Annotated in this window: 24 protein-coding genes and 1 tRNA gene; 7 read left to right on the top strand and 18 right to left on the bottom strand. The window is 70.7% G+C overall.

The window, feature by feature from the left end; genetic code table 11:
* Positions 1-132: 132 nt before the first annotated feature.
* Both ACO0E1_RS11125 and ACO0E1_RS11130 read right to left on the bottom strand, forming a co-directional pair.
* Positions 133-954, bottom strand: coding sequence for an inositol monophosphatase family protein (locus tag ACO0E1_RS11125; RefSeq protein ID WP_422874238.1), 822 nt, complete (start codon positions 952-954; stop codon positions 133-135).
* A gap of 74 nt (positions 955-1,028) precedes the next feature.
* A tRNA-Tyr gene (locus tag ACO0E1_RS11130) sits at positions 1,029-1,110 on the bottom strand.
* A gap of 124 nt (positions 1,111-1,234) precedes the next feature.
* Here ACO0E1_RS11130 and ACO0E1_RS11135 point away from each other — a divergent pair.
* Both ACO0E1_RS11135 and cls read left to right on the top strand, forming a co-directional pair.
* Positions 1,235-1,723 (top strand): YajQ family cyclic di-GMP-binding protein, encoded by a 489-nt coding sequence (locus tag ACO0E1_RS11135; protein ID WP_281265137.1) that lies wholly within the window; start codon positions 1,235-1,237, stop codon positions 1,721-1,723.
* A 37-nt stretch (positions 1,724-1,760) separates the two neighbouring features.
* Entirely contained in the window at positions 1,761-3,221 is a 1,461-nt protein-coding gene (gene cls, locus ACO0E1_RS11140) for a cardiolipin synthase (protein WP_422874239.1), read from the top strand.
* A 40-nt stretch (positions 3,222-3,261) separates the two neighbouring features.
* Here cls and ACO0E1_RS11145 read toward each other — a convergent pair whose 3' ends face one another.
* From ACO0E1_RS11145 to ACO0E1_RS11160, 4 genes are read right to left on the bottom strand one after another with little or no spacing between them, the layout of a single operon-like run.
* Complete coding sequence (locus ACO0E1_RS11145; RefSeq protein ID WP_422874240.1) at positions 3,262-4,419, bottom strand: heparan-alpha-glucosaminide N-acetyltransferase domain-containing protein; 1,158 nt, start codon at positions 4,417-4,419, stop codon at positions 3,262-3,264.
* A gap of 4 nt (positions 4,420-4,423) precedes the next feature.
* Entirely contained in the window at positions 4,424-5,806 is a 1,383-nt protein-coding gene (locus ACO0E1_RS11150; protein WP_422874241.1) for an FAD-dependent oxidoreductase, read from the bottom strand.
* A 57-nt stretch (positions 5,807-5,863) separates the two neighbouring features.
* Complete coding sequence (locus tag ACO0E1_RS11155) at positions 5,864-6,940, bottom strand: polyprenyl synthetase family protein (protein WP_422874242.1); 1,077 nt, start codon at positions 6,938-6,940, stop codon at positions 5,864-5,866.
* A 44-nt stretch (positions 6,941-6,984) separates the two neighbouring features.
* Positions 6,985-7,776, bottom strand: coding sequence for a demethylmenaquinone methyltransferase (locus ACO0E1_RS11160; RefSeq protein WP_422874243.1), 792 nt, complete (start codon positions 7,774-7,776; stop codon positions 6,985-6,987).
* A gap of 108 nt (positions 7,777-7,884) precedes the next feature.
* Between ACO0E1_RS11160 and ACO0E1_RS11165 the strand changes: the two genes are divergently transcribed.
* A complete protein-coding gene (locus ACO0E1_RS11165; RefSeq protein ID WP_422874244.1) occupies positions 7,885-9,144 on the top strand; it encodes an isochorismate synthase in 1,260 nt (419 codons plus the stop codon).
* Between the two features lie 105 nt (positions 9,145-9,249).
* On the opposite strand, the gene menD is transcribed toward ACO0E1_RS11165, so the two are convergent.
* Positions 9,250-11,100, bottom strand: a complete 1,851-nt coding sequence (menD, locus tag ACO0E1_RS11170; RefSeq protein WP_422874245.1) for a 2-succinyl-5-enolpyruvyl-6-hydroxy-3-cyclohexene-1-carboxylic-acid synthase — start codon at positions 11,098-11,100, stop codon at positions 9,250-9,252.
* Positions 10,988-11,341: a PLDc N-terminal domain-containing protein gene (locus tag ACO0E1_RS11175; RefSeq protein WP_422874246.1), complete on the bottom strand. Its 354-nt coding sequence runs from the start codon at positions 11,339-11,341 to the stop codon at positions 10,988-10,990. Before ACO0E1_RS11175 ends, menD begins: the two co-directional genes overlap by 113 nt.
* A gap of 65 nt (positions 11,342-11,406) precedes the next feature.
* On the opposite strand from ACO0E1_RS11175, the gene ACO0E1_RS11180 reads away from it, so the two are divergent.
* Complete coding sequence (locus ACO0E1_RS11180; protein ID WP_422874247.1) at positions 11,407-11,724, top strand: DUF4229 domain-containing protein; 318 nt, start codon at positions 11,407-11,409, stop codon at positions 11,722-11,724.
* Positions 11,725-11,752: 28 nt separating this feature from the next.
* Here ACO0E1_RS11180 and ACO0E1_RS11185 read toward each other — a convergent pair whose 3' ends face one another.
* Genes ACO0E1_RS11185 through ACO0E1_RS11200 form a run of 4 tightly spaced genes read right to left on the bottom strand, consistent with a single transcriptional unit; the run spans position 11,753 to position 15,289 of the window.
* Positions 11,753-12,748, bottom strand: a complete 996-nt coding sequence (locus ACO0E1_RS11185; protein WP_422874248.1) for a 1,4-dihydroxy-2-naphthoate polyprenyltransferase — start codon at positions 12,746-12,748, stop codon at positions 11,753-11,755.
* 24 nt (positions 12,749-12,772) lie between these two features.
* Complete coding sequence (locus ACO0E1_RS11190; RefSeq protein ID WP_422874249.1) at positions 12,773-13,906, bottom strand: AMP-binding protein; 1,134 nt, start codon at positions 13,904-13,906, stop codon at positions 12,773-12,775.
* Between the two features lie 13 nt (positions 13,907-13,919).
* A complete protein-coding gene (locus ACO0E1_RS11195; protein WP_422874250.1) occupies positions 13,920-14,849 on the bottom strand; it encodes a 1,4-dihydroxy-2-naphthoyl-CoA synthase in 930 nt (309 codons plus the stop codon).
* Positions 14,850-14,872: 23 nt separating this feature from the next.
* Positions 14,873-15,289 (bottom strand): hypothetical protein, encoded by a 417-nt coding sequence (locus tag ACO0E1_RS11200; RefSeq protein ID WP_422874251.1) that lies wholly within the window; start codon positions 15,287-15,289, stop codon positions 14,873-14,875.
* Positions 15,290-15,425: 136 nt separating this feature from the next.
* Between ACO0E1_RS11200 and ACO0E1_RS11205 the strand changes: the two genes are divergently transcribed.
* On the top strand, positions 15,426-16,415 hold the full coding sequence (locus tag ACO0E1_RS11205; protein WP_422874252.1) for an o-succinylbenzoate synthase: 990 nt from the start codon (positions 15,426-15,428) through the stop codon (positions 16,413-16,415).
* A 274-nt stretch (positions 16,416-16,689) separates the two neighbouring features.
* Here ACO0E1_RS11205 and ccsB read toward each other — a convergent pair whose 3' ends face one another.
* The 6 genes from ccsB to ACO0E1_RS11235 form a co-directional block, all read right to left on the bottom strand.
* The gene (gene ccsB, locus ACO0E1_RS11210) at positions 16,690-17,688 is read right to left on the bottom strand and encodes a c-type cytochrome biogenesis protein CcsB (RefSeq protein WP_281267611.1); all 999 of its coding nucleotides are present in this window, start codon (positions 17,686-17,688) and stop codon (positions 16,690-16,692) included.
* A 2-nt stretch (positions 17,689-17,690) separates the two neighbouring features.
* Positions 17,691-19,430 (bottom strand): cytochrome c biogenesis protein ResB, encoded by a 1,740-nt coding sequence (resB, locus tag ACO0E1_RS11215; RefSeq protein ID WP_422874253.1) that lies wholly within the window; start codon positions 19,428-19,430, stop codon positions 17,691-17,693.
* Positions 19,414-20,112, bottom strand: coding sequence for a cytochrome c biogenesis CcdA family protein (locus ACO0E1_RS11220; RefSeq protein ID WP_281267612.1), 699 nt, complete (start codon positions 20,110-20,112; stop codon positions 19,414-19,416). Before ACO0E1_RS11220 ends, resB begins: the two co-directional genes overlap by 17 nt.
* Before the next feature lie 45 nt (positions 20,113-20,157).
* Positions 20,158-20,781: a TlpA family protein disulfide reductase gene (locus ACO0E1_RS11225; RefSeq protein ID WP_422874254.1), complete on the bottom strand. Its 624-nt coding sequence runs from the start codon at positions 20,779-20,781 to the stop codon at positions 20,158-20,160.
* Positions 20,778-21,434 (bottom strand): histidine phosphatase family protein, encoded by a 657-nt coding sequence (locus ACO0E1_RS11230; RefSeq protein ID WP_422874255.1) that lies wholly within the window; start codon positions 21,432-21,434, stop codon positions 20,778-20,780. Before ACO0E1_RS11230 ends, ACO0E1_RS11225 begins: the two co-directional genes overlap by 4 nt.
* Positions 21,435-21,501: 67 nt before the next feature.
* Positions 21,502-22,992, bottom strand: a complete 1,491-nt coding sequence (locus ACO0E1_RS11235) for a SulP family inorganic anion transporter (protein WP_422874256.1) — start codon at positions 22,990-22,992, stop codon at positions 21,502-21,504.
* A gap of 42 nt (positions 22,993-23,034) precedes the next feature.
* Here ACO0E1_RS11235 and ACO0E1_RS11240 point away from each other — a divergent pair, with 42 nt between their 5' ends.
* The gene (locus ACO0E1_RS11240; RefSeq protein ID WP_422874257.1) at positions 23,035-23,445 is read left to right on the top strand and encodes a helix-turn-helix domain-containing protein; all 411 of its coding nucleotides are present in this window, start codon (positions 23,035-23,037) and stop codon (positions 23,443-23,445) included.
* 508 nt (positions 23,446-23,953) lie between these two features.
* Positions 23,954-25,294: an aspartate--tRNA(Asn) ligase gene (aspS, locus tag ACO0E1_RS11245; protein WP_422874258.1), complete on the top strand. Its 1,341-nt coding sequence runs from the start codon at positions 23,954-23,956 to the stop codon at positions 25,292-25,294.
* The last annotated feature ends 81 nt before the right edge of the window (positions 25,295-25,375 follow it).

Here is a 25,375-nt window from a genome sequence, read left to right on the forward strand (position 1 = left end):
CGGTGGGGATCCTGATCAGGGCTGTCGGCGCTCGTTGATAACGAGCAGATAACGGGACTGCAGCGACGGTACCAGGGGTCGTAGCGTGCCGCCAGTCGTGGTCATGACCACACAGCGGCCCCAGAGGTGGGGTCAGGACGCGAGGACCTCGGCTTCGACCCGGCGCACCAGGGTCTCGAGCTCGGCGGCGATCGAGGGTGCGGCGAAGAGGAACGAGCGCGTTCCGCCGGCTTCCCACGAGGTGACGACCGCCCCGGCGGAGGCGGCCACGATCGATCCGCCGGCCATGTCCCACGGGTTGATCCCGCGTTCGTAGTACGCGTCGACGACCCCGGCGGCGACCGAGCAGCAGTCGAGTGCGGCGGACCCGCCACGACGGATGTCGCGGACCTCGCCGAGCAGCCCGGTGAGCACCGCGACCTGCTGCCGACGGCGGTCGGCGGTGTACCCGAAGCCCGTCGCGACGAGCGTCTCCCCGAGGGAGGCGGGCTCCCCCACCGTGATCACGGCGCCGTTGCGAGTGGCGGGTTCGCCGGCGACCGCGCGGAACACGTCACCCGTCGCCGGGGCGATGACCACACCGGCGATCGGTTCCCAGGCTGCGGGGTCCGCGTCGCCGCGGACGACACCGATGCTGACGGCGTACTGCGGGCTGCCGTAGAGGTAGTTGACGGTGCCATCGATCGGATCCACCACCCACGTGATGCCCGAGGTGCCGTCGGCCCCGCCGGTCTCCTCGCCGAAGAACCCGTCGTCCGGGCGGGCCGCACGGATGCGGTCGTGCACGAGTGCCTCGACCTCTCGATCGGCGGCCGTGACGACGTCGACGATGCTCGACTTCCGGTCGGCGACCTCGACTCCTTCCGCACGACGGCGGGCGGCGAGCTCGGCGGCTTCGGTCGCGATGGACTCGGCCAGGTCGGCGAGCTCGGTCGGGGTCGGGTCTGCGCTCATGCGATCGATCCTTGCAGCAACACGGTGGCCGAGACGACGAAAGCCCCGTCCTGTGGACGGGGCTTCTGGTCGTGTGGCGAGTGAGGGATTCGAACCCCCGAAGGCTACGCCGGCTGATTTACAGTCAGATCCCTTTGGCCGCTTGGGTAACTCGCCATGTGCGCACCCAGCCCGTGTAGTCACCAACCGGAGGCGCCAGAACAGCATACCGGATGGCCGACGATGGTCGTGACCACCGTGGCGCGGACCGAGGTCGGCGCTCCCCGTTAGGCTGTCGGGCATGGCAGACAGCTCCTTCGACGTGGTCAGCAAGGTCGACAAGATGGAGGCGGACAACGCCCTCAACCAGGCCGCCAAGGAGATCGAACAGCGCTACGACTTCAAGGGCGTCGGCGCGTCGATCGCGTTCAGCGGTGAGGACGTCCTCATCAAGGCGAACACCTCCGAGCGGGCGACCGCGGTCCTCGACGTGTTCGAGTCCAAGGCGATCAAGCGCGGCATCAGCCTCAAGAGCCTCGACGCCGGTGAGCCGTACCCGTCGGGCAAGGAGTTCCGCATCGAGGTGAAGTTCAAGAACGGCATCGAGCAGGACGTCGCGAAGAAGATCGGCGCGTTCCTCCGGGCGAACGCGGCGAAGAGCGTGAAGAGCCAGATCCAGGGCGACGAGCTCCGGGTCTCCTCGAAGAGCCGCGACGACCTCCAGAACACGATCCAGCTCCTCAAGGGTGAAGAGTTCGACGTGCCCCTGCAGTTCATCAACTTCCGCTGACGCCCCGCGCGCCCGCGAAAGACGACTCGACGCCCCCGTGGAGCACTGGCTCTCCGTCACCCTGACCGTTCTCCTGGTCCTGCTGGACCTGGCGATCCGTGCCTTCTCGCTCATCTACGTCCCGATCAACCGGAAGCCGCAGACGGCGACGGGGTGGTTGCTCGCGATCTTCCTGATCCCCTACATCGGCTTCATCGTCTTCCTGGTGATCGGGTCGACGAAGCTGCCGAAGGCCAGGCGTGAGAAGCAGACCGAGATCAACGCGTACATCCTCGAGCAGACCGAGGGCATCGAACGCGTCCGTCGGGACCACCCGTGGCCGCCGTGGTTCGAGAGCATCACGGAGCTGAACCGCAAGCTCGGCGCGATGCCGCTGGTGGGCGGCAACTCGGCGGAGCTCTACCCGGACTACGACGAGTCGATCGCCGAGATGGCCCGCGCCATCGACGATGCACGGCGGTTCGTGCACGTCGAGTTCTACATCGCCACGCTCGACGACACGACGCGGGAGTTCTTCGAAGCACTCGCTCGGGCGCAGGCGCGCGGTGTGCGGGTCCGGTTCCTCATGGACCACTGGGCGAGCCGCGGCTACCCCGGGTACAAGGACACGCTGGCCTTCCTCGACCGCGCGGACATCGAGTGGCACCTGATGCTCCCGCTGCAGCCGTTCAAGGGGAAGTTCCAGCGCCCTGACCTGCGGAACCACCGGAAGATCATGGTCATCGACGGCTCGGTGGCGTTCACGGGGTCGCAGAACCTCATCGACAAGTCCTACGACCTCAAGGCGCACATCGAGAAGGGGCTCGCGTACAAGGACCTCTTCGCCCGTTTCGAGGGTCCCGTCGTCGCCGGCATCAACGCCCTGTTCGTGACCGACTGGTACAGCGAGACCGACGAGCTCCTGCTCCGCGAGAGCGACCCGGTGCAGCGAGCCGACCGGGGCGACGCGCTCGACTGCCAGGTCGTGCCGTCCGGCCCCGGGTTCGACGGTGAGAACAACCTCCGCCTCTTCAACGCGCTGCTGTACTCGGCGCAGAAGAAGGTGTCGATCACCTCGCCGTACTTCGTCCCCGACGACTCGATGCTGTACGCCATCACGACGACGGCGCAGCGCGGGGTCGAGGTCGAGCTGTTCGTCGGGGAGATCGGCGACCACGCGATGACCTGGCACGCGCAACGCTCCTACTACGAGGGTCTCCTCCGCGCCGGCGTGAAGATCTGGCTGTACCGCTCGCCGACGATCCTGCACGCGAAGCACTTCACGATCGACGACGACGTCGCCGTGATCGGGTCGAGCAACATGGACATGCGGTCGTTCAGCCTGAACCTCGAGATCTCGGTGATGGTCCGCGGGCAACGGTTCGTCGACGCGCTCCGCGGCGTGCAGGACGCCTACCGGAGGGACAGCATGCCGCTCGACCTCGACGCGTGGGTCGGTCGCACGCGTCGATCGCAGGTGCTCGACAACATCGCGCGGCTCACGGCAGCCCTGCAGTAGCGGCCGGGAGGCTCAGCGCGCGTCCGGCGCGCCGGCTCGGTCAGCGCGGGACCACCGACGCGATCCGTGCGACCAGACGCTCGGCCGGCCCACGCCCCAGGAACCGGCTCCACAGCACGGCGAACAGGGCGGCACCGATCGCGAACCACCACCACGTGGCCGGCTCCTGCGGGAGCGGCGGCAGCACCGCGATGACGACGAGGTGCAGCGCGTAGATCGTCAGCGGCATCGACCCGATCGCGGCGAGCGGGGATGCGATCCGGCGGGCCACGGCGCCGCGTCCGTCGAACAGGAGCGTGCAGAGCCCGATGACCGCAACGGCGACGCCGGCGGTCCCGACGACGTCGACGATCGACGACGAGTGGTCCCGTGGGGACAGGAACACCTGCGCGAAGGCCTGCCCCGCGGTCGCGCCCTGCGGCACGAACGGGACCCCGGGGAACGCGTCGCCCGCGTTCCCCGGAACCGGCGCCGTCACTGCCCCGACGACGTACGCCGTGGTGGCGACCAGTGCGCCGGACGCGAGCAGCGTGACCTGCGTGCTCCGAGCCTCTCCCCACCGGCACGGCCCGGACGCCGCTGGCGCGTCGTCCGGGAACCGGCGGCGTGGGCCCAAACCGGATCGCGCGACCGCGAGCCCGACCAGCACGTACGTCAGGAAGGTGATCACCGGGTAGACCAAGCCGAGCTGCAGGGTGAAGGTGCTCGCGTCCGCGTAGGCCGGGACGATCGCGATCGCGATCGGCGCAGACAGCAGCGCACAGACACCGGCGGCGGTGAGGAGCGCCCACCGGGGCCAGCGCAGTGCCGGGAGCACCAGCAGGAACAGCACGCCGTAGGTCGGCAGGATGACGTAGACGGGCGTGTTCAGCGCCATCAACAGCAGGCCGATGACGACGATGACGACGGCCCGGATCGCCAGACGTGCGCGCACCCGCCCGATCTCGGGCTGACCCGGCGGGTCGGTCCGGCCGCTCACCAGGCCCACCGAGACGCCGGCGAGCACCGCGAACAGCGTCGACGACCGCCCGTTCACCACGGCCGACCAGGTGGAGGGGTCCGACCAGTCGAGCTGCTCGGCGACGCCTCCGACGTGCGCGGCCACCATGCCGAGGAGTGCGACGGCACGGGCGACGTCCACCCCGTACAAGCGTGCGCCCCGCACCTCGGTGACGAGGGCGGGGCGCACGGTGGTCATCGGATCAGCTCCGGTCGGCGGTCTGCCCGGCGGTCGTGCGACCGAGCGACGCGTCGATCATCTCGTCGCGCGGGACGACCTTGACGCGCGCACGGCCGTGCGGCTCGCCGAGCGCGATCTCGTGCGCATCCAACCGGTGCCACCCCTCGAGGTCCGTGAACTCCACGCCGCGCTCGCGCAGCAGCGCCGGGATCGCCTCGGGGGACGGGTCTTCGGGGGTCCACCAGCTCGCCTGGTCCCCCACGATGTGCTGCACGGTCTCCATCGCGTCCGACTTCGTGTGGCCGATGAGCCCGACGGGTCCGCGCTTGATCCAACCGGTCGCGTAGACGCCGGGGATCTGGCGGTTGTCGTCGTCGAGGACCTTGCCCTCGTGGTTCGGGATGACGCCGTGTCGCTCGTCGAACGGCACACCGGGGAGCTCGGACCCGAAGTACCCGACCGCGCGGTAGGCCGCCTGGATCGGGATCTCGCGGATCTCGCCGGTGCCCTCGACGCCGCCCTGCCCGTTCGGCCGGGTGCGCTCGTACCGGATCGCGGTCAGCTTGCCGTCCTCGCCGACGAACTCGAGCGGCTTCGCGTAGAAGTGCAGGTGGAGCCGACGACTGGCGGTGCCGGGCTCGCGCTTCCGCCACTGCTCGAGGACACGGTTGATGACCATGACCTGCTTGTTCGTCTGGATCGCCGTGAGCGATGCCTCGTCGTGGTCGAAGTCCTCGTCGTACACGACCATGTCGACGTCGGGGACCTCGCCGAGCTCGCGGAGTTCGAGCGGGGTGAACTTCACCTGCGCGGGGCCACGGCGGCCGAAGACGTGCACGTCGGTGACGGGCGACGCCTTGAGTCCCTCGTAGACGTTGTCCGGGATCTCGGTCGGCAGCAGGTCGTCGGCGTGCTTGGCGAGGATGCGCGACACGTCGAGGGCGACGTTGCCGTTGCCGATGACCGCGACGCTCTCCGCGGTGAGCGGCCAGGTGCGCGGCACGTCGGGGTGCCCGTCGAACCAGCTGACGAAGTCGGCGGCGCCGTACGAGCCCTCGAGGTCGACACCGGGGATGTCGAGGTCGGCGTCCTTGATGGCACCGGTCGAGAACACGACCGCGTTGTAGTGCTTCTTGAGGTCGTCGAGGGTGATGTCCTCGCCGAAGCGGACGTTGCCGAAGATGCGGATGTCGCCGCGGTCGAGCACGTCGCGGAGGGCGTTCACGATGCCCTTGATGCGCGGGTGGTCCGGTGCGACGCCGTAGCGGACCAGACCGTACGGTGCCGGCAGCTGCTCGAAGAGGTCGATCGACACGTCGTACGCGTGCGCTTCCCGCAGGAGGATGTCCGCGGCGTAGATGCCGGCGGGGCCGGCGCCGACGATGGCGAGGCGGAGGGTGGGCACTGATCGTCTCCAGTTTCGTTCGGGTGGGGTGCTCCCGGTGGCGTGTGGTCGCCGCAGCTAGTGCGTGCGGTCCACGACGGACTCGGCGAACCGGGTGAGGGCGCGCTTCACGACGCCGTCCGGCAGGGGTGCGAGGGCAACCACGGCTTCGTCCGCCCACTGGCCGGCGAGCGCACGGGTCGCCGCGGTCGCCTCGTGATCGCGGAGTGCTGCGACGGCCGACAGGTACGCGTCCGTGGTGACCGCGTCGTCCGGCGCACCGGTGACGTCGCGCTCGATCCGCTCGACGAGCTCGGCCGCGCCCGGATCGGAGGCGGCACGGCGGCGGAGCTGCAGCAGGGGCAGCGTCTCGACGCCAGCGCGCAGGTCGTTGCCGGCGATCTTGCCGGTCTTGTCCTTCGCCGGGGCGAGGTCGATGACGTCGTCCACGAGCTGGAACGCGACGCCGACCTTCTCGCCGAACGTCCCGACGGCGTCGAGGTAGGCACGGTCCGCACCGGAGAACAGCACGCCGGCGCGGGCGGCGGTCGCGATGAGGGAGCCGGTCTTGTCGCTGAGGACCTGGATGTAGTGCTCGAGCGGGTCGTCGTCCGGCTGGGGGCCGGTGGTCTCGTGGAGCTGCCCCATGCACAGGCGCTGGAACGTCTCCGCCTGCATCCGGATGCCCTCGGGCCCGAGGTCCGCCGTGATGAGGCTGGCACGGGCGAAGAGCAGGTCACCGGTGAGGATCGCGACGTTGTTGCCGTAGGTGACGTGGGCGGCCGGGACCCCGCGGCGCACGGGTGCCTCGTCCATGACGTCGTCGTGGTACAGCGAAGCGAGGTGGGTCGTCTCGACGCTCACCGCCGCCTTCACGACGTGGTCGGTGACGCCGTTGCCGAGCTGCGCGATGAGCAGCGTCAGCGTCGGCCGGATCCGCTTGCCCCCGGCCGAGAGCAGGTAGCGGCTCGTCGTGTCGGCGAGGGTGTCGGCGGAGCGCATGGCGTCCTCGAGGCCCTGCTCGACGAGTTCGAGTCCGTCGTCGACCGCGGTGATGAACCGACGCTCCGCCGGACTGGCGAACATCCGCTCGCCGATGCCGAGCGACGCTCGGAGACTCGGTGCGCGGCGTGCGACCGGGACGCTCGGGTTCAAGTGCTGCTCCGTGTTTCGGGGAAGTCCGTCGGGGTGGGGGCCGGTCAGCTGTCGGTCGGCTCGACGCTCGGCTGCTCGCCGGTCGCCTGGTGCTCACGACGGGCCTTCGCACGCCGCGCGACGGATTCTCGGACCGTCCCCGCGACGGGCTTGCGACCGCGGTGCAGTGCGACGATACCGGCCGTGAGGTTGCGGTGGGCCACCATCGTGAAGCCGACACCACGGAGCCACTGGCTGAGGACCTGCTGGTCCGGCCACGCCTCGATCGACTCGGCGAGGTACTTGTAGGCCGCCGGATTGCTGCTCGAGAGCTTCGCGATACCGGGCAGGACGCGCTTGAGGTAGGTGCCGTACCCGAACCGCAGGGCGGCGAGCGGCGGCGTGGAGAACTCGCAGATGACGACGCGGCCGCCGGGCTTCAGGACCCGGAGCATCTCGGTGAGCGCCTGCATCGGGTCGTTCACGTTGCGCAGGCCGAACGAGATCGTGACGGCGTCGAACGTGTCGTCGTCGAACGGCAGGTGCTCCGCGTCGCCCTCGACGAAGGTGATCTCGGGGTGGCGCTCACGACCGACGGTGATCATGCCGGCGGAGAGGTCGAGCGCCGTGACGTCCGCGCCCTTCTTGGCGAACGCCGCAGCGCTCGTGCCCGTCCCGGCGGCGATGTCGAGCACGCGCTCACCGGGCTGGGGGTCGACGGCGCGCACGGTCGCCACTCGCCAGAGCGGGGCGTTGCCGGCGGAGAGGATGTCGTTGGTGAGGTCGTACTTCTCCGCGACGTCGTCGAACATGGCCGCCACCTCGTCCGGCCGCTTGTGCATGTCCGCTCTACTCACCCGACCAATCCTAGAGGTCCGTCCCGTGCGTTCCCGGGACACGCGGCGCGGCGTCCCGCTGCACGCGGCGCGGCGCTCGCGTCCGGGCGGCGCGCGTACGATCGTCCCGTGACCCGAACCGCCACGGCGGCCCCGCCGCTCACGGTCTCGACCCGGATCCTCGACGACCCGGGCGCCGTGCTCCGCCACACGCTCCCCGACACCCCGCTCGCCTTCGTGCGCAACGGTGACGGCATCGTCGGCATCGGCGAGGCGCTCCGGTTCGAGTTCACCGGCCCGGCCAGGATGCGCGACGCGGCGGAGGCCTGGAAGACCATCGCCGAGCGCGCGGTGGTCGACGACCCGGTGCAGCTCCGAGGGTCCGGTCTCGTCGCGTTCGGCGCGTTCGCGTTCGCCGACGACTCGGCCGCGACCAGCGTGCTGATCGTGCCGCGGGTCGTCGTCGGACGCCGGCGCGGCAAGGCATGGCTGACCGCGATCGACACCACGCCCGACCCGGCTCCCCTGGCCTTCACCCGGACCTCGGTGCCCGTCCCGCACGTGGGACCACACCTGTCCGTCACGTTCTCCCCCGGGCGCATCGACGAGGACGCCTACGCCGCGTCGGTCGCCGAGGCCGTCCGACGGATCACCGCCGGCGACGCGCAGAAGGTCGTCCTCGCCCGGGACCTCGTCGGCTCGCTGCCCCCTGGTGCCGACCGCCGTGCGCTCCTCCTCGACCTCGCCGACACCTACCCGCAGTGCGTCACGTTCGCCGTGGACGGCCTGGTGGGAGCGACACCGGAGACCCTCGCACGCACCGACGGCACACGACTCACCGCCCGGGTGCTCGCCGGCAGTGCAGCACGTGGCACCGACGCCGTGTCGGACCGCGCCGCCGCCGAAGCACTGGCATCGAGCGCGAAGGACGTCTCCGAGCACGCGTTCGCGATCAGGAGCCTCGTCGACGCGCTCCGCCCGCTCGCCACGGACCTGCGGGTCGACCCGGAGCCGTTCCGCCTGCAGCTGCCGAACCTGTGGCACCTCGCCAGCGACGTCCAGGCGACGCTGCCCGTCGGGACGACGTCGCTCGACATCGCCGACGCGCTGCACCCGACCGCCGCCGTCGCCGGGACCCCGACCGACGTGGCCGTCCGGCTGGTGGCCGAGCTCGAAGGGGTCGACCGGGGTCGGTACGCCGGACCCGTCGGCTGGCTCGGCGCGTCGGGCGACGGCGAGTGGATGCTGGCGCTCCGGAGCGCCGAGATCGACCCCGACGGCGCCGTGCGGGCCTGGGCCGGCGCGGGCATCGTCGGCGAGTCGGATCCGGCGCGCGAGGTCGCGGAGACCGCGCTGAAGTTCCGCCCGATCCGCGACGCGCTGGCGTAGGGCAGCGCGCGGGTTCCCGCTCCGTCTCTCTCACCCCCCGACTCGGGCCGATGGGGAGCGAGTCGAGCCAGAGAACGAGAGCGCGTTCAGGAGCGCAGCGCGGGCTCAGTCGGCCAGGGGCACCTCGATGACCACTCGCTCGGCGGGGTCGGTGAGCACCTGCTCGAGGTCGCCCCACGTCGCCGCGCGGCGGTACTCCCACCCGAGCCCCGTGACGACCCGCTCGACGTCGACGTGTTGCGGCGTCGTCATCATGCGGCGCATGTCCGACGCCGGGGTGGTCTCGGCGACCTCCAGCCCGCGGAAGATCGCGCCGCCGGAGTCGTTGCCGACGACGACCTGCACGCGGCTGGTGCGTTCCTCGGTCCCGGTGACGAACGCCCCGAGGTCGTGCAGGAACGTCAGGTCCCCGAGGAGCACGCGGGTCGTCCCGCCGGCCGCCTGCGTCTGCTCGAGCGCGGCGGCGATCCCGAGCGCGGTGGACACCGTGCCGTCGATGCCGGCGAGCCCGCGGTTGGCGTGCACGCGGATCTTCTTGCCGAGGACGCGACCGTCGGCCACGCGGATGATCTGGGACGCGCCGAGGACCAACCGGTCGTGCGGCCACGTCACGCCCCACACGGCGTCGGCGAGCATCGCCCGGTCGACCGGTCGACGACGCAGCGCGACCTCGTCGCGGAGGAACCGGTTGCGTTCGGCGCGGTCTTCCGACCGCTTCGCGTCCAGGTCCGGCCCGGCGTCGCCGTTGCCGAGCGCGGCTCGGCTCGCGGCCACCCAGCGACCCACCCACGCGCGGTGCTCCGGACGGGTCCGGCCCGTCACGGTGACATCGGAGACCAGCCGGGAGGCTCGGCTCGGGTCGGAGGCTCGGCTCGGGTCGTACGCGTCGGCTCCGGCCCCGCGGACGGTCACCACCTCGACGTCGTCGCGCTGCAGGAGCGCCGGGACCTCGCGGCTGAGCGTCGGGTGGCCGAGCACGACGGCACGGCGGACCCGGCCGCCGAAGTCCGGGTCGCGCAGCAGCTCGCGGTAGGTCACGGCCAGGTTCCGCCCGAAGCGCGCTCCGCTCGACACCTCGGCCAGCAACGGCGCACCGAGCTCCCACGCCACGCGCTCGGCGTCCTCGCCGGCGTCGTGCCCGGCGATCACGACAGTCGCGGGCTCGTCGTCCGGGGTGAGCTCCGCGACGGGGAGCCCGGTGTGGACGCGGCGGGTGGCGAACGCGAGGTCGATCTCGTCCTCCGGGACGCCCTCGACGTCGGTGAGCGTCGCGGAGAGCGGTTCGCGGAAGGCGACGTCCAGCTGCACGGGCCCCGGCTGCCCGGTGTGTCCCGATGCCGCGGCGACGGTCTCGCGCACGGTGCTCCGGATGGTGTCGCGGGTGCTGTCGTCGACGCCGTGCTGGGTCGGGGCCTCGACCTCGCGGACGAACGAGACCGCCTGCGCGAAGATGCCGGGCTGGACGGTGGTCTGGTTGCTGCCGATCCCGCGGAGTTCGGCCGGACGGTCGGCGGACACGACGATCATCGGCACGCCGGAGTGGTGCGCTTCGAGCACGGCCGGGTGCAGGTTCGCGACGGCGGTGCCGGAGGTCGTGACCACGAGCGCGGGACGACCGGTCTCGACGGCGAGCCCGAGCGCGAAGAACCCGGCCGTCCGCTCGTCGAGTCGCACGTGCACGGTGACGCCGCCGGCACGTTCGAGGGCGACCGCCGCGAGGGCGAGGGCTTGGGATCGGGATCCGGGGCTCACGACGACGTCGGTGACCCCGGCGCGGGCGAACTCCTGCAGGAGCGCGAGGGCGAAGTCGGACGCCGGGCTGCCGGAGCCCTGCTGAACGCCGTCAGCGATCGGTGCGGCCGTCGTCGTCGGTGTCGTGGAACTGCTCTTCGAGGTTGCGGAGGGTCGCGTCGTCCTGGTCCTTGTCCGTGCGGGGCCGCTCGGGAGCCTGCTCACCGAGGAAGTCCGGGTCGTCTTCGGGACCACGGTACCGGGCGACGCGCTCCGGAGCCGCCGGGGCCCGGCCGAGCAGGAACCAGAGGACCCCGCCGAGGACCGGCAGGATGATGATCAAGAGGATCCAGAGGCCGCGCCCGAGCGATCGGATGCGGTGCTTCGGCATCGTGGCGCAGTCGATGAGCGTGAAGACCGTGAACGCCACGGCGGCGACGACGACGACGAGCCACAAGCGGACCATGCCCAGGAGTGTAGGTGCACAGGCTGTGACCGACCTCACGGTTGACGGGTCCGTAGACTTGCCGGGTGAAAGCGTGGCTCGTGTACACCCTCGCCCGTCTCGGGATCTTCGCGGCGGCGCTGGTCGTCCTGTTCGTGATCGGTCTCCCGTGGTACTGGGCGACGATCGGCGCGGCGCTCATCGGCCTGCTCGTCTCGTACATCGCGCTGCCGAAGCTCCGCTCGCAGGTGACGACGAGCATGGCGAACCGACGCGGCCGTCCGGAGCGGGACGCCGACTCCGACTTCGAGGACGACTTCGTCTCGGCCTCGGACACCGACGCGGAGGCCCCGGTGTCGGACGCCGACCGTCACGCGGAGCGCCGCGAGCACCCCACCGACTGACCCGGTTCGCCCCGGCCCGCGGCTCGGGCTAGGGCTGCAGCGCGAGCATGACGCCGAGCACGACGCCGTAGGCCAGCGACCCGAACGACGACAGCTGCAGCGCGGTGATGAGCTCACGCGGCTTGCGGGACGACACCCCGATCGCGAGTGCCGGCAGCACCAGCAGCAGCGAGAAGTACGTGAAGCCGGTCCGGAAGTACAGCAGCACGAACCAGACGAGCAGCACGTACGGCAGCAGCAGGAACAGGCCGTAGAGCACGCGGGCGACCGGCAGCCCGACGGTGACCGCGAGGGTCCGCTTGCCGGCGAGCCGGTCCTCGTCGATGTCGCGGATGTTGTTCACCATCAGCACCGCACAGGCGAAGAACCCGGCGGCGACGGCCGCTGCCCAGCCACTCGCGGTGACCCGGCCGATGAGCACGTACTCGGTCCCGAGCACGGCGACGAGACCGAAGAACACGAAGACGAAGACCTCGCCGAGCGCGTTGTACCCGTAGGGCTTCTTGCCGCCGGTGTAGAACCACGCGGCGACGATCGCTGCGGCGCCGACGATCAGCAGCCACCAGAGCTGGGTGAGGACCACGATGACGATGCCGGCGACGGCGGCGAGCCCGAAGAACGTCAGGGCGACCGTCAGCACCGTGCGCGGCTTCGCGAGGCCGGCGCCCGTGAGCCGGGCGGGGCCCACACGGAACTCGTCGGTCCCCCGGACGCCGTCCGAGTAGTCGTTGCTGTAGTTCACGCCGATCTGCAGGAACAGGGCGACGAGCAGCGCGAGGATCGCGATCGTGAGGTGGCCGTCCTTCGCGAGGAACGCGCCGAAGTCACCGGCAATGCCGCTGTCGACGAAGCCCACCGTGGTGCCGAGCACGACCGGGACGACACCGAGCGTCAGGGTGCGGAGCCGTGCCCCGCCGATCCAGTCGCGTGCGGTCGCGCGACCGCGGGTCCGTGCCGGGGATGCCGCCTTGGCCGGGTTGCCCGACCTGCCCTGCTTGTGCGTCTCGTTCTTCGCTCGTGCCACGACCGTCAATCCTATTCGCGGGAGCTATCGATCAGCGACGAGTGCTCGGATCGCCCGCCGGTCGGGCTTGCCGGACGCGAGCATCGGCACGCGGTCGACGACCACGACCTCGGCGGGCCTCGCCGCGCGTCCGAGTGCGGCGCCGACGTGGTCACGGACCGTGTCGAGGTCGAGCGGTGTCGCCGTCACGACGACCGGGACCTCGCCCCACTCCGCCGAGTCCCGACGGGTGACCACCGCGGCGTCCTGCCCGGGGAGTTCCCGGACGTGACGCTCGACCAGTCCGAGCGGGACCTTCTCGCCACCGGAGATGATCACGTCGTCGAGTCGGCCGAGCACCCGGACGCGGCCGTCGTCGAGCGTCGCCGCGTCGCCCGTGCGGTACCACCGGAGCCCGTCACGCTCGACGAACGTCGCCGCGGTCCGGTCGTCGTCGCCGAGGTACCCCTCCGCGAGCATCGGACCGTGCAGCCACAGCTCACTGTCGACGAGCGAGGTGCGGACGGTACCGAACGGTCGTCCGTCGTACACGCACCCGCCGCTCGTCTCGCTCGCGCCGTACGTGGTGACGACGGGCACACCGGCCGCCACCGCACGCTCACGCAGCGGTGCCGGGGTCGACTGCCCGCCGACGAGGACCGCGTCGAAGCCGGCCAGCGCTGCCGTCGCACGAGGGTCGTCCAGCACGCGGGCGAGCTGCACCGGGACGAGCGACGTGTACCGACGTGGTGCAGCCGGACCGGTCACGAGCCGATCGGCCGCGTCCGCGAACGCACCGGCGTCGAAGTGCCCTGCAGCGACGACCGACGGGGTAGTACCCGCCGCGATCGACCGGGTGAGCACGTTGAGGCCGGCGATGTAGTGCGTGGGCAGCGCGAGCACCCACCCGCCCGGTCCACCGAGGGCAGCGTCGGCTGCGGCCGCGCCGGCGAGGAGCGCGTCGGACGACAGCGCCACCCGCTTGCCGGTGCCGGTGGAACCGCTCGTCTCGACGACCAGGGCGACCCGCTGCTCGACGGCAGCCGGAGCCGGGGTCGGCAGTGCGGGAGCGTCCTCGGCGACCGGGAGCAGTGCGGGGCCGCCGGCGAGGGCGGCCTCCAGGCCGCGCAGCACGGCCAGCGGATCCGACGTGCCGAGCCGGACCAGGGGGCGGGGCATCAGGCGCGCCGCATCAGTAGTGCCAGGGGAAGGACGTCCACTCGGGCGCGCGCTTCTCGAGGAACGAGTCGCGGCCCTCGACGGCCTCGTCGGTGCCGTAGGCGAGGCGGGTGGCTTCGCCGGCGAAGACCTGCTGGCCGACCATGCCGTCGTCGACCGCGTTGAAGGCGTACTTGAGCATCCGGATCGCCGTCGGGGACTTGCCGAGGATGATCTCGCCCCAGCGGATCGCCTCGCGTTCGAGGTCCTCGTGCGGCACGACGGCGTTCACGGCGCCCATCTCGTACGCGCGCTGCGCCGAGTACTCCTGTGCCAGGAAGAAGACCTCTCGCGCGACCTTCTGGCCGATCTGCTTGGCGTAGTACGCGCTGCCGTACCCGCCGTCGAACGATCCCACGTCGGCATCGGTCTGCTTGAACTTCCCGTGCTCGGCGCTGGCGATCGTCAGGTCGCAGATGGCGTGCAGCGAGTGCCCGCCGCCGGCCGCCCACCCGGGGACCACGGCGATGACGACCTTCGGCATCATGCGGATGAGTCGCTGGACCTCGAGGATGTGCAGCCGACCCATCGACGCCTGGGCTGCGGCCGGGTCGACGCCCTCCGGCGGGGCCCCCTCGTCACCGACGTACTGGTAGCCGCTGCGGCCACGGATGCGCTGGTCGCCGCCGGAGCAGAACGCCCAGCCGCCGTCCTTCGGGCTCGGGCCGTTGCCGGTGAGCAGGACGACGCCGACGCGGGGGTCCTGGCGGGCGTCGTCGAGTGCGCGGTAGAGCTCGTCCACCGTGCGGGGACGGAAGGCGTTGCGGACCTCGGGGCGGTCGAAGGCGATGCGGACGATGCCCTTCGACACGTGCTTGTGGTAGGTGATGTCGGTGAACGACGCGGCTGCGGGAGCGGTCGTCCAGACGTCGGGGTCGAACAGGTCGGACACGGTGTCGGGCATGCACCCAACCTATCGCCGGAGCCCTAGGCCCCCATGTCGGTGAGGAGCTCCGGGGCGACCATGACGACGAGGACGATGAGGATCACCGGGTTCGCGAAGAACGCCACCACGACGCCGATGGAGCCGTACCACCGGCCGAACCCACCGACCGCGGCGATGAACCCGAGCACGGCGGCGACGAGCGTCAGGAACACGACGACGAAGCAGATGCCGAACGCGAAGGTCGTGTCGCCGCCCATGAACACCGCGAAGGCGCTGGCGTCGACGGCGGCCGAGACGATCGCGAGGCCGAAGGCGATCTTGCCGACGAGGGGGTTCTTGCGGCGACGCGAGGCGGTCTTCGCCCGGACGTCGACGGTGTTGCTCCGCATGAGACGCGCGAACTCGTCGCTGCCTCCGGACGTGCTGCGTGACGACCGCTGGTGCGGGTTGGACGTCACGGAGCCTCCCTCTGGTCGTGGCCGATCGGAGCCGACCGAGGCCGACCGATGCATGCTAATGCTCCGCCCTGGCGGTCCCCTCCGAGGAACTGTGAGGTCCGCTGGACACGTGCCGTCCGGCTGCGAGGATGGATCCGTGCTCCCCGATCTCGCCGACCTCCTCGCCGATGCCCACGTCGTCGCCCTCCCGATGCGGGTGCGGTTCCGCGGCATCACCACGCGGGAGGCGATGGTGCTCCGCGGGCCGGAGGGCTGGACGGAGTTCTCGCCGTTCGTCGAGTACGACGACGCCGAGGCCGCCGCGTGGCTTCGCGGTGCGATCGACTTCGGCTGGACGCCGCACACCCCCGCGATGCCATCCGTCCTGGTCAACGCCACCGTCCCCGCCGTCGATCCCGGTGCCGTGGCAGGACTGCTCGCGCGGTACCCGGGCTGCACGACCGCGAAGGTCAAGGTCGCGGAACCCGGGACCTCGATCGACGACGACGTCGCCCGGGTCGCCGAGGTCCGGCGGGTGATGGGTCCGTCCGCGGCCGTCCGTGTCGACGCGAACGGCTTGTGGACCCTCGACCAGGCAGCCGAGGCGCTGGAACGTCTGGCTCCGTTCGACCTGCAGTACGCGGAGCAGCCGTGCCGGACCGTGCCCGAGCTCGCGGCGCTGCGTGCACGGATCGACGGGCTCGGCGTGCGGATCGCCGCCGACGAGAGCGTCCGGAAGGCATCGGATCCGCTCGCGGTCGCCCGGGCGGGGGCGGCTGACGTGCTCGTCGTCAAGGCGCAGCCCCTCGGCGGGATCACCGCCGCCCGGGAGGTCATCGCGTCGGCCGGGCTCCCCTGCGTGGTGTCCAGCGCGCTCGACACGTCCGTCGGCCTCGGCATGGGGGCGTTCCTCGCCGCGGCGGCGATGTCCCCCGGGTACGCGGCGGGACTCGGGACCGCGGCGATGTTCGAGGGAGACGTCACCGCGTCGCCGCTGCTGCCCGAGGACGGCAGGATCGCGGTCCGTCGGGTGGAGCCGTCGTCGGCGCTGCTCGAGCGCTTCCGGGCCGCCCCGGATCGGGAAGCGTGGTGGCGCGCCCGTGTCGAGCGCGTCCACGCGCTCCTCGCCGCCGCGCCCGGCGCGTAGCGTCCCCCCGGACGGGCCCGCCGCGCCGGACGGGCCCGTGAAATCGCAATCCGTGTCGGTACGCCATTCCCGGAACCGACGCGGAGTGCGATCTCAGCCGCCAGGAGCCGCGCGCCGACCAAGGGACCGGCACCGAGCCTCCAGGCTGGGCGACCGGTGGCGGACCGACCTGACCCGGTGTCGCGCCCCCACGTGAACATCGCGCCCCGTCGTGACGGGGCGCGATGTCAACCAGCGGGCGCGAACCACCGACGAGCGGCGGACGCGACCGGACTCACAGGCCGGAATAGCTGTGCAGGCCCTTGAAGAACACGTTCACGACGGAGAAGTTGAACATGACGGCCGCGAACCCGATGAGCGCCAGCCACGACGACCGCGCACCACGCCACCCGCGGGTCGCACGGGCGTGGATGTACCCGGCGTAGACGACCCAGATGATGAACGTCCAGACTTCCTTCGTGTCCCAGCCCCAGTAGCGACCCCAGGCACGCTCGGCCCAGATCGCACCGGCGATGAGCGTGAAGGTCCAGAGGACGAAGCCGACGAGGAGCACACGGTAGGTGAGGACCTCGAGCCGGTCGGCGTCCGGCAGCGTCTCCATGAAGCGGATCTTCTTGGACACGGCCGGGTGCCCGAGCCGGTAGGTCTGCACGAGCTGCGCCACCGCGAGCCCGGCGCCGAGCGCGAAGAAGCCGGTGCCGGCGATCGCCACGAACACGTGGATGACGAGCCAGTACGACTGCAGCGCCGGCTGGAGCGGGACGACGGGCACGTAGTAGTTGACCGTCGCGATGCCGAGCAGGATGAGCGTGAGGCCGGTGATGAAGACGCCGAGGAACTTCAGGTTCTGCCAGAGCTGCACCAGCAGGAAGATCAGCACGATCAGCCCGGTGCCGGTCAGCGAGAACTCGAACATGTTGCCCCACGGCACACGGTCGGCCGCGATGCCACGGAGCACGATCGAGCCGACGTGCAGGATGAGCGCGAGGATCGTCATCGCCATGCCGACCCGTTCGAACCGGGTGCCACGACGGCCGGAGCCGGTCTTCGCCGGTGCCTCCACCCGCTCGAGCACGACGGTGCCGCCCTGGACGGTGGCGACCGTCTTCGCCGCGCCCTGCTGCTGCGCCGTCACGGACTGCGTGTCGGTCGCGACGGACACCTCGCCCGCGCGCTTGGCCATGTCCAGCGCGAACGAGATGAACGCGATCACGTAGACGGCCATCGCCGAGTACGTGAGCACGACCGAGTAGGTCGCGAGGTTCTCCGTCATGTTCACTGGGGCATCCTAACTCCGAGGTCCGACGTGTGCCGCGTGGCGATCTCGCCGACGGCACGCTCGAGATTGGGGTCCTCGCCGCGGGCGAGGCCCGCGTACTCGAGGTCGTACTCGCCGTTCGTCGCGCCCGTGCGGGGCACGACCTTCACCCAGACGCGACGGCGCGGGACGAAGAGCGAGGTCAGGAGGCCGAGCACGGCGAGCACCGCGAAGCCACCGACGAAGAGCTGCGAGGGGTCGTGGTGCACGTCGAGCGACACGTACCGCTTGACGCCGTCGAAGGTGATCGACCCGGCGTTCCCCGGCAGCTTCTTGGTCTGGCCGGGCTTCAGCTGGATGCTCGCGGCGTCCGCCTTGGTGCCGGCGATCTGCGTCAGCCCCTTCGTGTCGAGCTGGTAGACGCTCCGCGGGACACCGTCGTCGAGCCCGAGGTCGCCCGTGTAGACCTGCAGCGAGAGCAGCGGGTTCTCGATGTCCGGGTACGTCGAGGCGTACGCGCCGGTCGTCTGCTTCACCGCCGTCGGGTAGAAGAACCCGACCATGCCGAGCTGGTCCGGCGACGCGTCCGGGACCTTGATGACGCCGGTGGAGGTGTAGTTCGCGTCCGCGGGGAGGAACGGCACGACGTCCTGGAACGCCACGTTGCCGTCGCCGTCCCGGACGGTCACGTTCATCGCGTACCCGTTGCCGAGCAGGTAGACGTTCGTGCCACCGATGGAGAGCGGCTCGTTGACGCCGAGGCGGCTGGTCTTCGACTCGCCGCCCTTCTCCTTGCTCGTCACCGTCGCCGAGTAGTCCGTCGCCTGGCCGAGGGCGTTGAGGTTCCGCTCCTCGTACTTCGTGACGAACTTGTCGAGGGTCAGGTTGTAGCCCTTGAGCTGCTCCTGGTCGAACCACCGACCGGGGTTGAACGAGTCGTACGAGCCGAGCACGTTCGAGAAGGTCTGGCCCTCCACGAGGAGCCGCTGGCCCGTGTACCCGAAGCCGCCACCGATGCCGACGGCGATCAGCACGCCGACGAGCGCCGCGTGGAAGACCAGGTTGCCCGTCTCGCGCAGGTAGCCGCGCTCCGCGCTCACCGAGTCGCCGAACCGCTCGACGCGGTAGCCGGATCGCTTCAGGAGCGCCATGGCGCGCGTGACCGCGCGGTCGACGGACGGGAGGCCCGTGGCCGCGTCCGTCTCGGTCGCGCCGTCCGCCATGGTGTCCGGTTCGACCGCCACGGTGCGGAACCCCGCGAGTCGCGTCAGGCGGACCGGCGTCTTCGGTGGGCGGGTGCGGAGCGCCTGCCAGTGGTGCCGGGTGCGGGGCACGATGCAGCCGATGAGCGACACGAAGAGCAGCAGGTAGATCGCGGAGAACCACACCGAGGTGTAGGTGTCGAAGACCTGGAGCTTGTCGAGGATCGGGTAGAGCGTCGCGTGGTCGGCCTTGTACTGCACGACGCCGTTCGGGTCCGCCGTGCGCTGCGGCACGAGGGATCCCGGGATCGCCGCGAGAGCGAGCATCATCAGCAGGAACAGCGCGGTGCGCATGCTCGTCAGCTGGCGCCAGAAGAAGCGCACGTACCCGACGAAGCCGAGCTTCGGCTGGTTCACGCCGGCGTCGGTCGGTGCCGCTGCGGTGCCGTCGACGTGGTCGGACGGCCGCTGCGGGTCGGATGCGGTGTCGGCGCCCTCGTTCGTCACCTGGTCGGTGCCCGTGAGGTCGTTCTCGGACTCAGACTGCCGGGACATAGCTCTGGATCACCGCCCCCACGCTCGACATGACGGCCGACCAGATACCGGTGACCATGAGCAGACCGATGACGATCAGGATCGCTCCTCCGATGATGTTGACGATGCGCATGTGGCGCTTGACGACGCGGATCGCTCCCGAAGCCCAGCCGGCGCCGAGCGCGACGAGCAGGAACGGGATGCCGAGGCCGAGGCAGTAGGCGACGCCGAGCCACATCCCCTGCCAGGCGCTGCCGGACTGCACGCTCAGCAGGTTGATCGCGGCGAGCGTCGGGCCGAGGCACGGGGTCCAGCCGAGGCCGAACACGATGCCGAGCAGCGGCGCGCCGACGAGGCCCGTCGCCGGGGTCCACGACGGCTTCAGGGTGCGCTGCAGGAAGGTGAAGCGGCCGACGAACACCAGGCCCATCACGATCACCACGACACCGAGGACCTGCGTGATGAGGTCGCGCCAGCGGACGAGCCAGAACCCGAGCGCACCGAACACCGTCGTGTAGGCGACGAACACCGCCGTGAAGCCGAGGACGAAGAGCAGCACCCCGAGCACGACGCGGCCGCGTCCCCGTCCGCCCTCGGCGACACCGCCGACGTACCCGAGGTACCCGGGGACGAGCGGCAGCACGCACGGCGACAGGAACGAGACCAGCCCCGCGAGCAGCGCCACCGGGAGGGCGACGAGCATCTGCCCGCTGAGGATCGCGTCGGCGAAGGGGTTGCTGCCCACGGCTCAGGAGGCCTTGCCGGTGAGCTCGTCCGACACCAGGGTGTCGAGGATGCTCGTGCTGTCCACGGCGCCGAGCACGCGGGCCGCGACCCGGCCCTGCTTGTCGAGGACGATCGTCGCCGGGACCGCGTTCGGGGCGATCTGACCGGAGAGCGCGAGCTGCATCTCGCCCTTGTCGGCGTCGAGCACGGTCGGGTAGTCGACCTTGAAGGTGCGCTCGAACGCGGCGGCGGTGGCCTTCTGGTCGCGCACGTTGACGCCGATGAACTGGACCTGGTCGTCGGTGTACTTCTGGTGCACCTCGTTGAGGTACTTCGCCTCGGCACGGCACGGCGGGCAGCCGGCGTACCAGAAGTTCAGGACGACGACCTTGCCCCGGAGCGCCTTCGCCGTCAGTTCGTCGCCGTCGGCGGTCGTCGCGTCGAAGTCGACCGCGTCCGTGCGCTTGTCCTGGGCGACCTCGGTCACCGCGCCGTCGCCGGAGATGTAGTTCTGCGTCGTCCCGCTGCCGTACTGCTGCGAGAGCTTGTCGCTGCTGCCGGACGAGCAGCCGGTGAGGGCGATCGCGGCGACCAACACGGTCGCTCCGACGGCGAGGAGCCGCCCCTTCGTGCTGCGCTCGGTCACACTGCTCCTTCGTCGATCGCCGTCCCGCGGAGTTCCTCGGCCGGGTCGGCGTACCCGACCTCGGTGAACCGACCGCTCGGCGTGGCGGGCACACGCTCGAGGGTGGTGATGCTCGAGAGGTCACAGCGACGCTTGCGCGGGTCGTGCCACAGAGGCTCCCCCGCGAGACGTCGGTGCACCATCCAGATCGGCAGCTGGTGACTGACGAGGACCACGTCGCCCTCGTCCGTGCTCTCCCAGGCCGTGGCGACGGCGGCGAGCATGCGGTTCGCGATCGACTCGTACGCCTCGCCCCAGCTCGGGCGGAGCGGGTTCGCGATCCAGGGCCACTCGGCCGGACGACGGAGCGATCGCTTCGTGAACCCGGGAGGCTGTCCCTCGTAGCGGTTGGTGGGCTCGATGAGGCGCTCGTCGAGCGTGACGTCGAGGCCGTACGCCGCGGCCCACGGCGCGGCGGACTCCTGTGTGCGCTGCAGCGGCGAGGCGATGATCCGGCGCACGTCGACGCCGGAGTCCTTCCACGCGGCGGCGGACGCTGCGGCCATGGCGGTGCCGAGCTCGCTCAGTCCGAAGCCCGGGAGTCGGCCGTAGAGCACACGGTCCGGGTTGTGTACCTCGCCGTGCCGCACGAGGTGGATTCGGGTCGCGGGCATGGGTTCCAGTCTAGGTCGCTCAGCTGTTCCCACCGCCCGCACAGACGATCCACGGCTTCGGGAGCACTCAGTCGAGGTGGCCGGAGAGCCTGCCGTGCAGCGCGACCGACCCGGTGTTCAGGTTGACGACCTCGACGGTCGAGCCGTGCCCCGCGAACCGCTGCTCCACGCCGTCGAGCGCCGCGACCGTGCTCGCGTCGAACACGTGTCCCTCGGACATGTCGATGACGACGTGTTCGGGGTCCTCGGCGTAGGAGAACCGGGTGACGAGGTCGTTCGAGGACGCGAAGAACAGCGCGCCGCGGACCCGGTAGCGGACGGTGTGCTCGTCGACGGGCTCCCGCACGACGGTCACGACGTGCGCCACCCGCCGCGCGAACACCAGCGCCGCGACGACGACACCCACGATCACACCGGTGGCGAGGTTGTTCGTCACGACGACGACGATGACGGTGATGACCATGACGGCAGTCTCGCCGAGGGGCATGCGGCCGAGGGTCCTCGGGCGGATGCTGTGCCAGTCGAAGGTGGCCACGCAGACCATCAGCATCACGGCCGTCAGCGCCGCCATCGGGATCTCCGCCACCACGTCGTGCAGCACGATCGTGAGCACGAGGACGGACGCCCCCGCGACGAACGTCGAGATCCTGGTCCGGGCGCCGGCCGTCTTCACGTTGATGACCGTCTGCCCGATCATCGCGCAGCCACCCGTGCCGCCGAAGAACGCCGAGACGACGTTGGCGATGCCCTGCCCCCAGGACTCGCGCCACTTGCTCGAGCCGGTGTCGGTGATGGCGTCGACGAGCTGCGCCGTGAGCAGCGTCTCGATGAGCCCGACGATCGCCATGCCGAAGGCGTACGGCGCGATGATCGTCAGCGTCTCGAACGAGAACGGCACCGTGATCCCGGTGAAGCCCGGCAGTGCGGTCGGCAGCGCGCCCTCGTCGCCGACCGTCGGGACGGCGACGCTGAAGACGATGGTGATCGCGGTGATGACGACCACGGCGACGAGCGGCGCCGGGACCGCCTTCGTCAGGAACGGGAACGCGACGATGATCGCGACGCCCAGCGCCGTCAACGGCCAGACCACCAGCGGTACGTCGTGACCGAAGAGGTTCGGCAGCTGCGCCGTGAAGATGAGGATCGCGAGGGCGTTCACGAACGCGACGTTGACGCTGCGCGGGATGAAGCGCATCAGCCGCGCGACGCCGAGGAACCCGAGGACGAGCTGGATCACGCCGCCGAGCACGATCGTCGGCACGAGGTAGTCGATCCCGTGCTCGCGCACCAGCGGGGCGATCACGAGCGCGACGGAGCCGGCAGCGGCGGACACCATCGCGGGCCTGCCACCGACGATCGCGATCACGACGGCGATGACCACGCTCGAGAAGAGCCCGACCGCCGGGTCGACGCCCGCGACGACCGAGAACGAGATGGCCTCGGGGATGAGGGCCAGCGCGGTGACCACGCCGGCCAGGACCTCGCGCGTCAGGAGCCTCGGCGAACGGAGTGCGGACAGGACGCTCGGGGCCGCCGGCGCTGAGGTGAGGGTCGTCATCGCCGACGACTCTACCGTTACGTGAGGGTAGGGTTGTCACCGATGAGCGACCAGGACGACGCGCACGATGCCGGCACGATGCACATCGGCGAGCTCGCCGACCGCGCAGGGATGTCCCTCCGGACGATCCGGCACTACGACGAGGTCGGCTTGCTCGTCCCGAGTGGCAGGACCGCCGGTGGGTTCCGCGTGTACACCCCGCGCGACTTGGAACGCCTGCTCGTCATCCGTCGGATGAAGCCGCTCGGGTTCTCACTCGAGGAGATGGGTGACCTGCTCAGCATCGTCGACGGGCTCCCCGGCGGTGATGCGGAGGACACGGCCGCACGCGCAGCGCGCCTCGATGCCTTCCTGGAGGACGCGCGGGCCCGGCACGCGAAGCTCGTTCAGCGGGCGGGCATGGCCGAGGAGTTCATCGGTACCCTCAGCACCCTGCGCGCCTCGCTCCCCTGACGCCGCGTCGCGCGCGGCCGCGATCTCGCGCTTCCGCTGTTCGATGTGTGCGTGCCATGCCGCCGCGCCGGCCTTCGCGCGAGCCCACATCGCGTCCAGTTCCTCGTCACTCACCGCAGGGTGTTCATGTCGGTCCAACCAGCGCGTGACGCCTGCGCGTGCGCGTGTGAAGATCGTCGTCATCCCGTCTCCCTCGATCTGCTGAGCAGTTCCCGCATCACCTTCGCACCCCGTTCCTCACCTCGTGGAATCTTCTGCATGTCGCACATCGCCGCGGCGAAGGCGTACCCGAGACGGCCGCGACCACCGTCGCCACCGCAGCAGGTGGCCAGGCCGCGAGTGCTTCGATCCCCTCCGTCATGAGGACCTCCTCCCCGCTCGCGACCCGGCCACATCGAGAACGCTACGAGCGCGGCGGAGGCGATCCGGGCCTCCAGGCCGCATCTGTGGACGACCACCGGACGCAACCGGGCTGTGCAGAACTGCCAGGCCGGTAGACTCGACGACCGTGATCGAACGCACCCGCATCAGCGACCTCGCCGCCCTCCCCGACGGTCCCGTCTCCGTGGCCGGATGGGTCGAGACCGTCCGCGATCAGAAGAAGGTGCAGTTCGTCGTGCTGCGCGACGAGACCGGCGCCGTCCAGCTCGTCAACCCCGCGACGCGCGAGGCGACCGAGGGCGACGACGCGTCGGCGGCGGCACTCGCGACGACCGAGTCGATCTCGGGTCTGGCGCACGGCTCCTTCATCCACGTCACCGGCACCCTGAAGCACGACGAGCGCGTCAAGCTCGGCGGCCTCGAGGTCAAGGTCGGCGAGCTGACCCTCGTCAGCGCGGCGATCCCGGAGACCCCGATCGCCGACGACTCCTCGCTCGACAAGCGACTCGACTGGCGCTTCCTCGACCTGCGCAACCGCAAGCAGAACCTCATCTTCCGCATCCAGACGACGATGGAGCACGCGTTCCGCTCGTACTGGGTGGAGCGCGACTACATCGAGATCCACACCCCGAAGCTGATGGCCTCGGCGTCGGAGTCCCGTGCCGAGCTCTTCCAGCTCGAGTACTTCGAGACGACGGCGTACCTCGCGCAGTCGCCGCAGAACTTCAAGCAGATGGCCCAGCCCGCCGGCTTCGGTGCCGTGTTCGAGATCGCCGACGCGTTCCGCGCCGACCCCTCGTTCACCAGCCGTCACGCCACCGAGTTCACCTCGGTCGACGCCGAGTTCTCGTGGATCGAGTCGCACGAGGACGTCATGGCGATGCATGAAGAGGTCCTCGTCGCGGGCATCACCGCGGTCAAGGAGAAGTACGGCAAGGACATCGAGGAGGTCTTCGGCTTCGAGCTGCAGGTCCCGACCACGCCGTTCCCTCGCGTCACCCTCGCCGAGGCCCGCAAGATCGTCGCAGACAGCGGCCACGACGTCGTCCGCGCCGACGGCGACCTCGACCCGGAGGGCGAGCGCCGCGTGTCCGCTTGGGCCAAGGAGCACCACGGTTCCGAGTTCGTCTTCGTGACCGACTACGACGCCTCGATCCGGCCGTACTACCACATGCGTCACGCCGACGACCCGACGCTCACGAACAGCTACGACCTGCTGTTCAACGGCGCCGAGATCTCCACGGGCGCGCAGCGCGAGCACCGCGTCGACGTCCTCACGGCACAGGCGGAGGAGAAGGGGCTCGACGCCGCCGAGCTCGGCTGGTACCTCGACTTCTTCCGCTACGGCGTGCCGCCGCACGGTGGGTTCGGCATGGGCCTGGCGCGCGTCCTGATGCTCATGCTGGGCGAGCCGTCCATCCGCGAGGTCACGTACCTGTTCCGCGGCCCGACGCGCCTCACCCCGTAGGTTCACGCCGCCGTCGCGGCATCGAGGGAACAGAAAACGTCGCCCCCAGCTTCGGGAGGCGACGTTTTCTGTTCCCTCGAC

Origin of the sequence: Curtobacterium guangdongense, from assembly GCF_049341845.1 — a bacterium.
GTDB lineage: Bacteria > Actinomycetota > Actinomycetes > Actinomycetales > Microbacteriaceae > Curtobacterium > Curtobacterium guangdongense.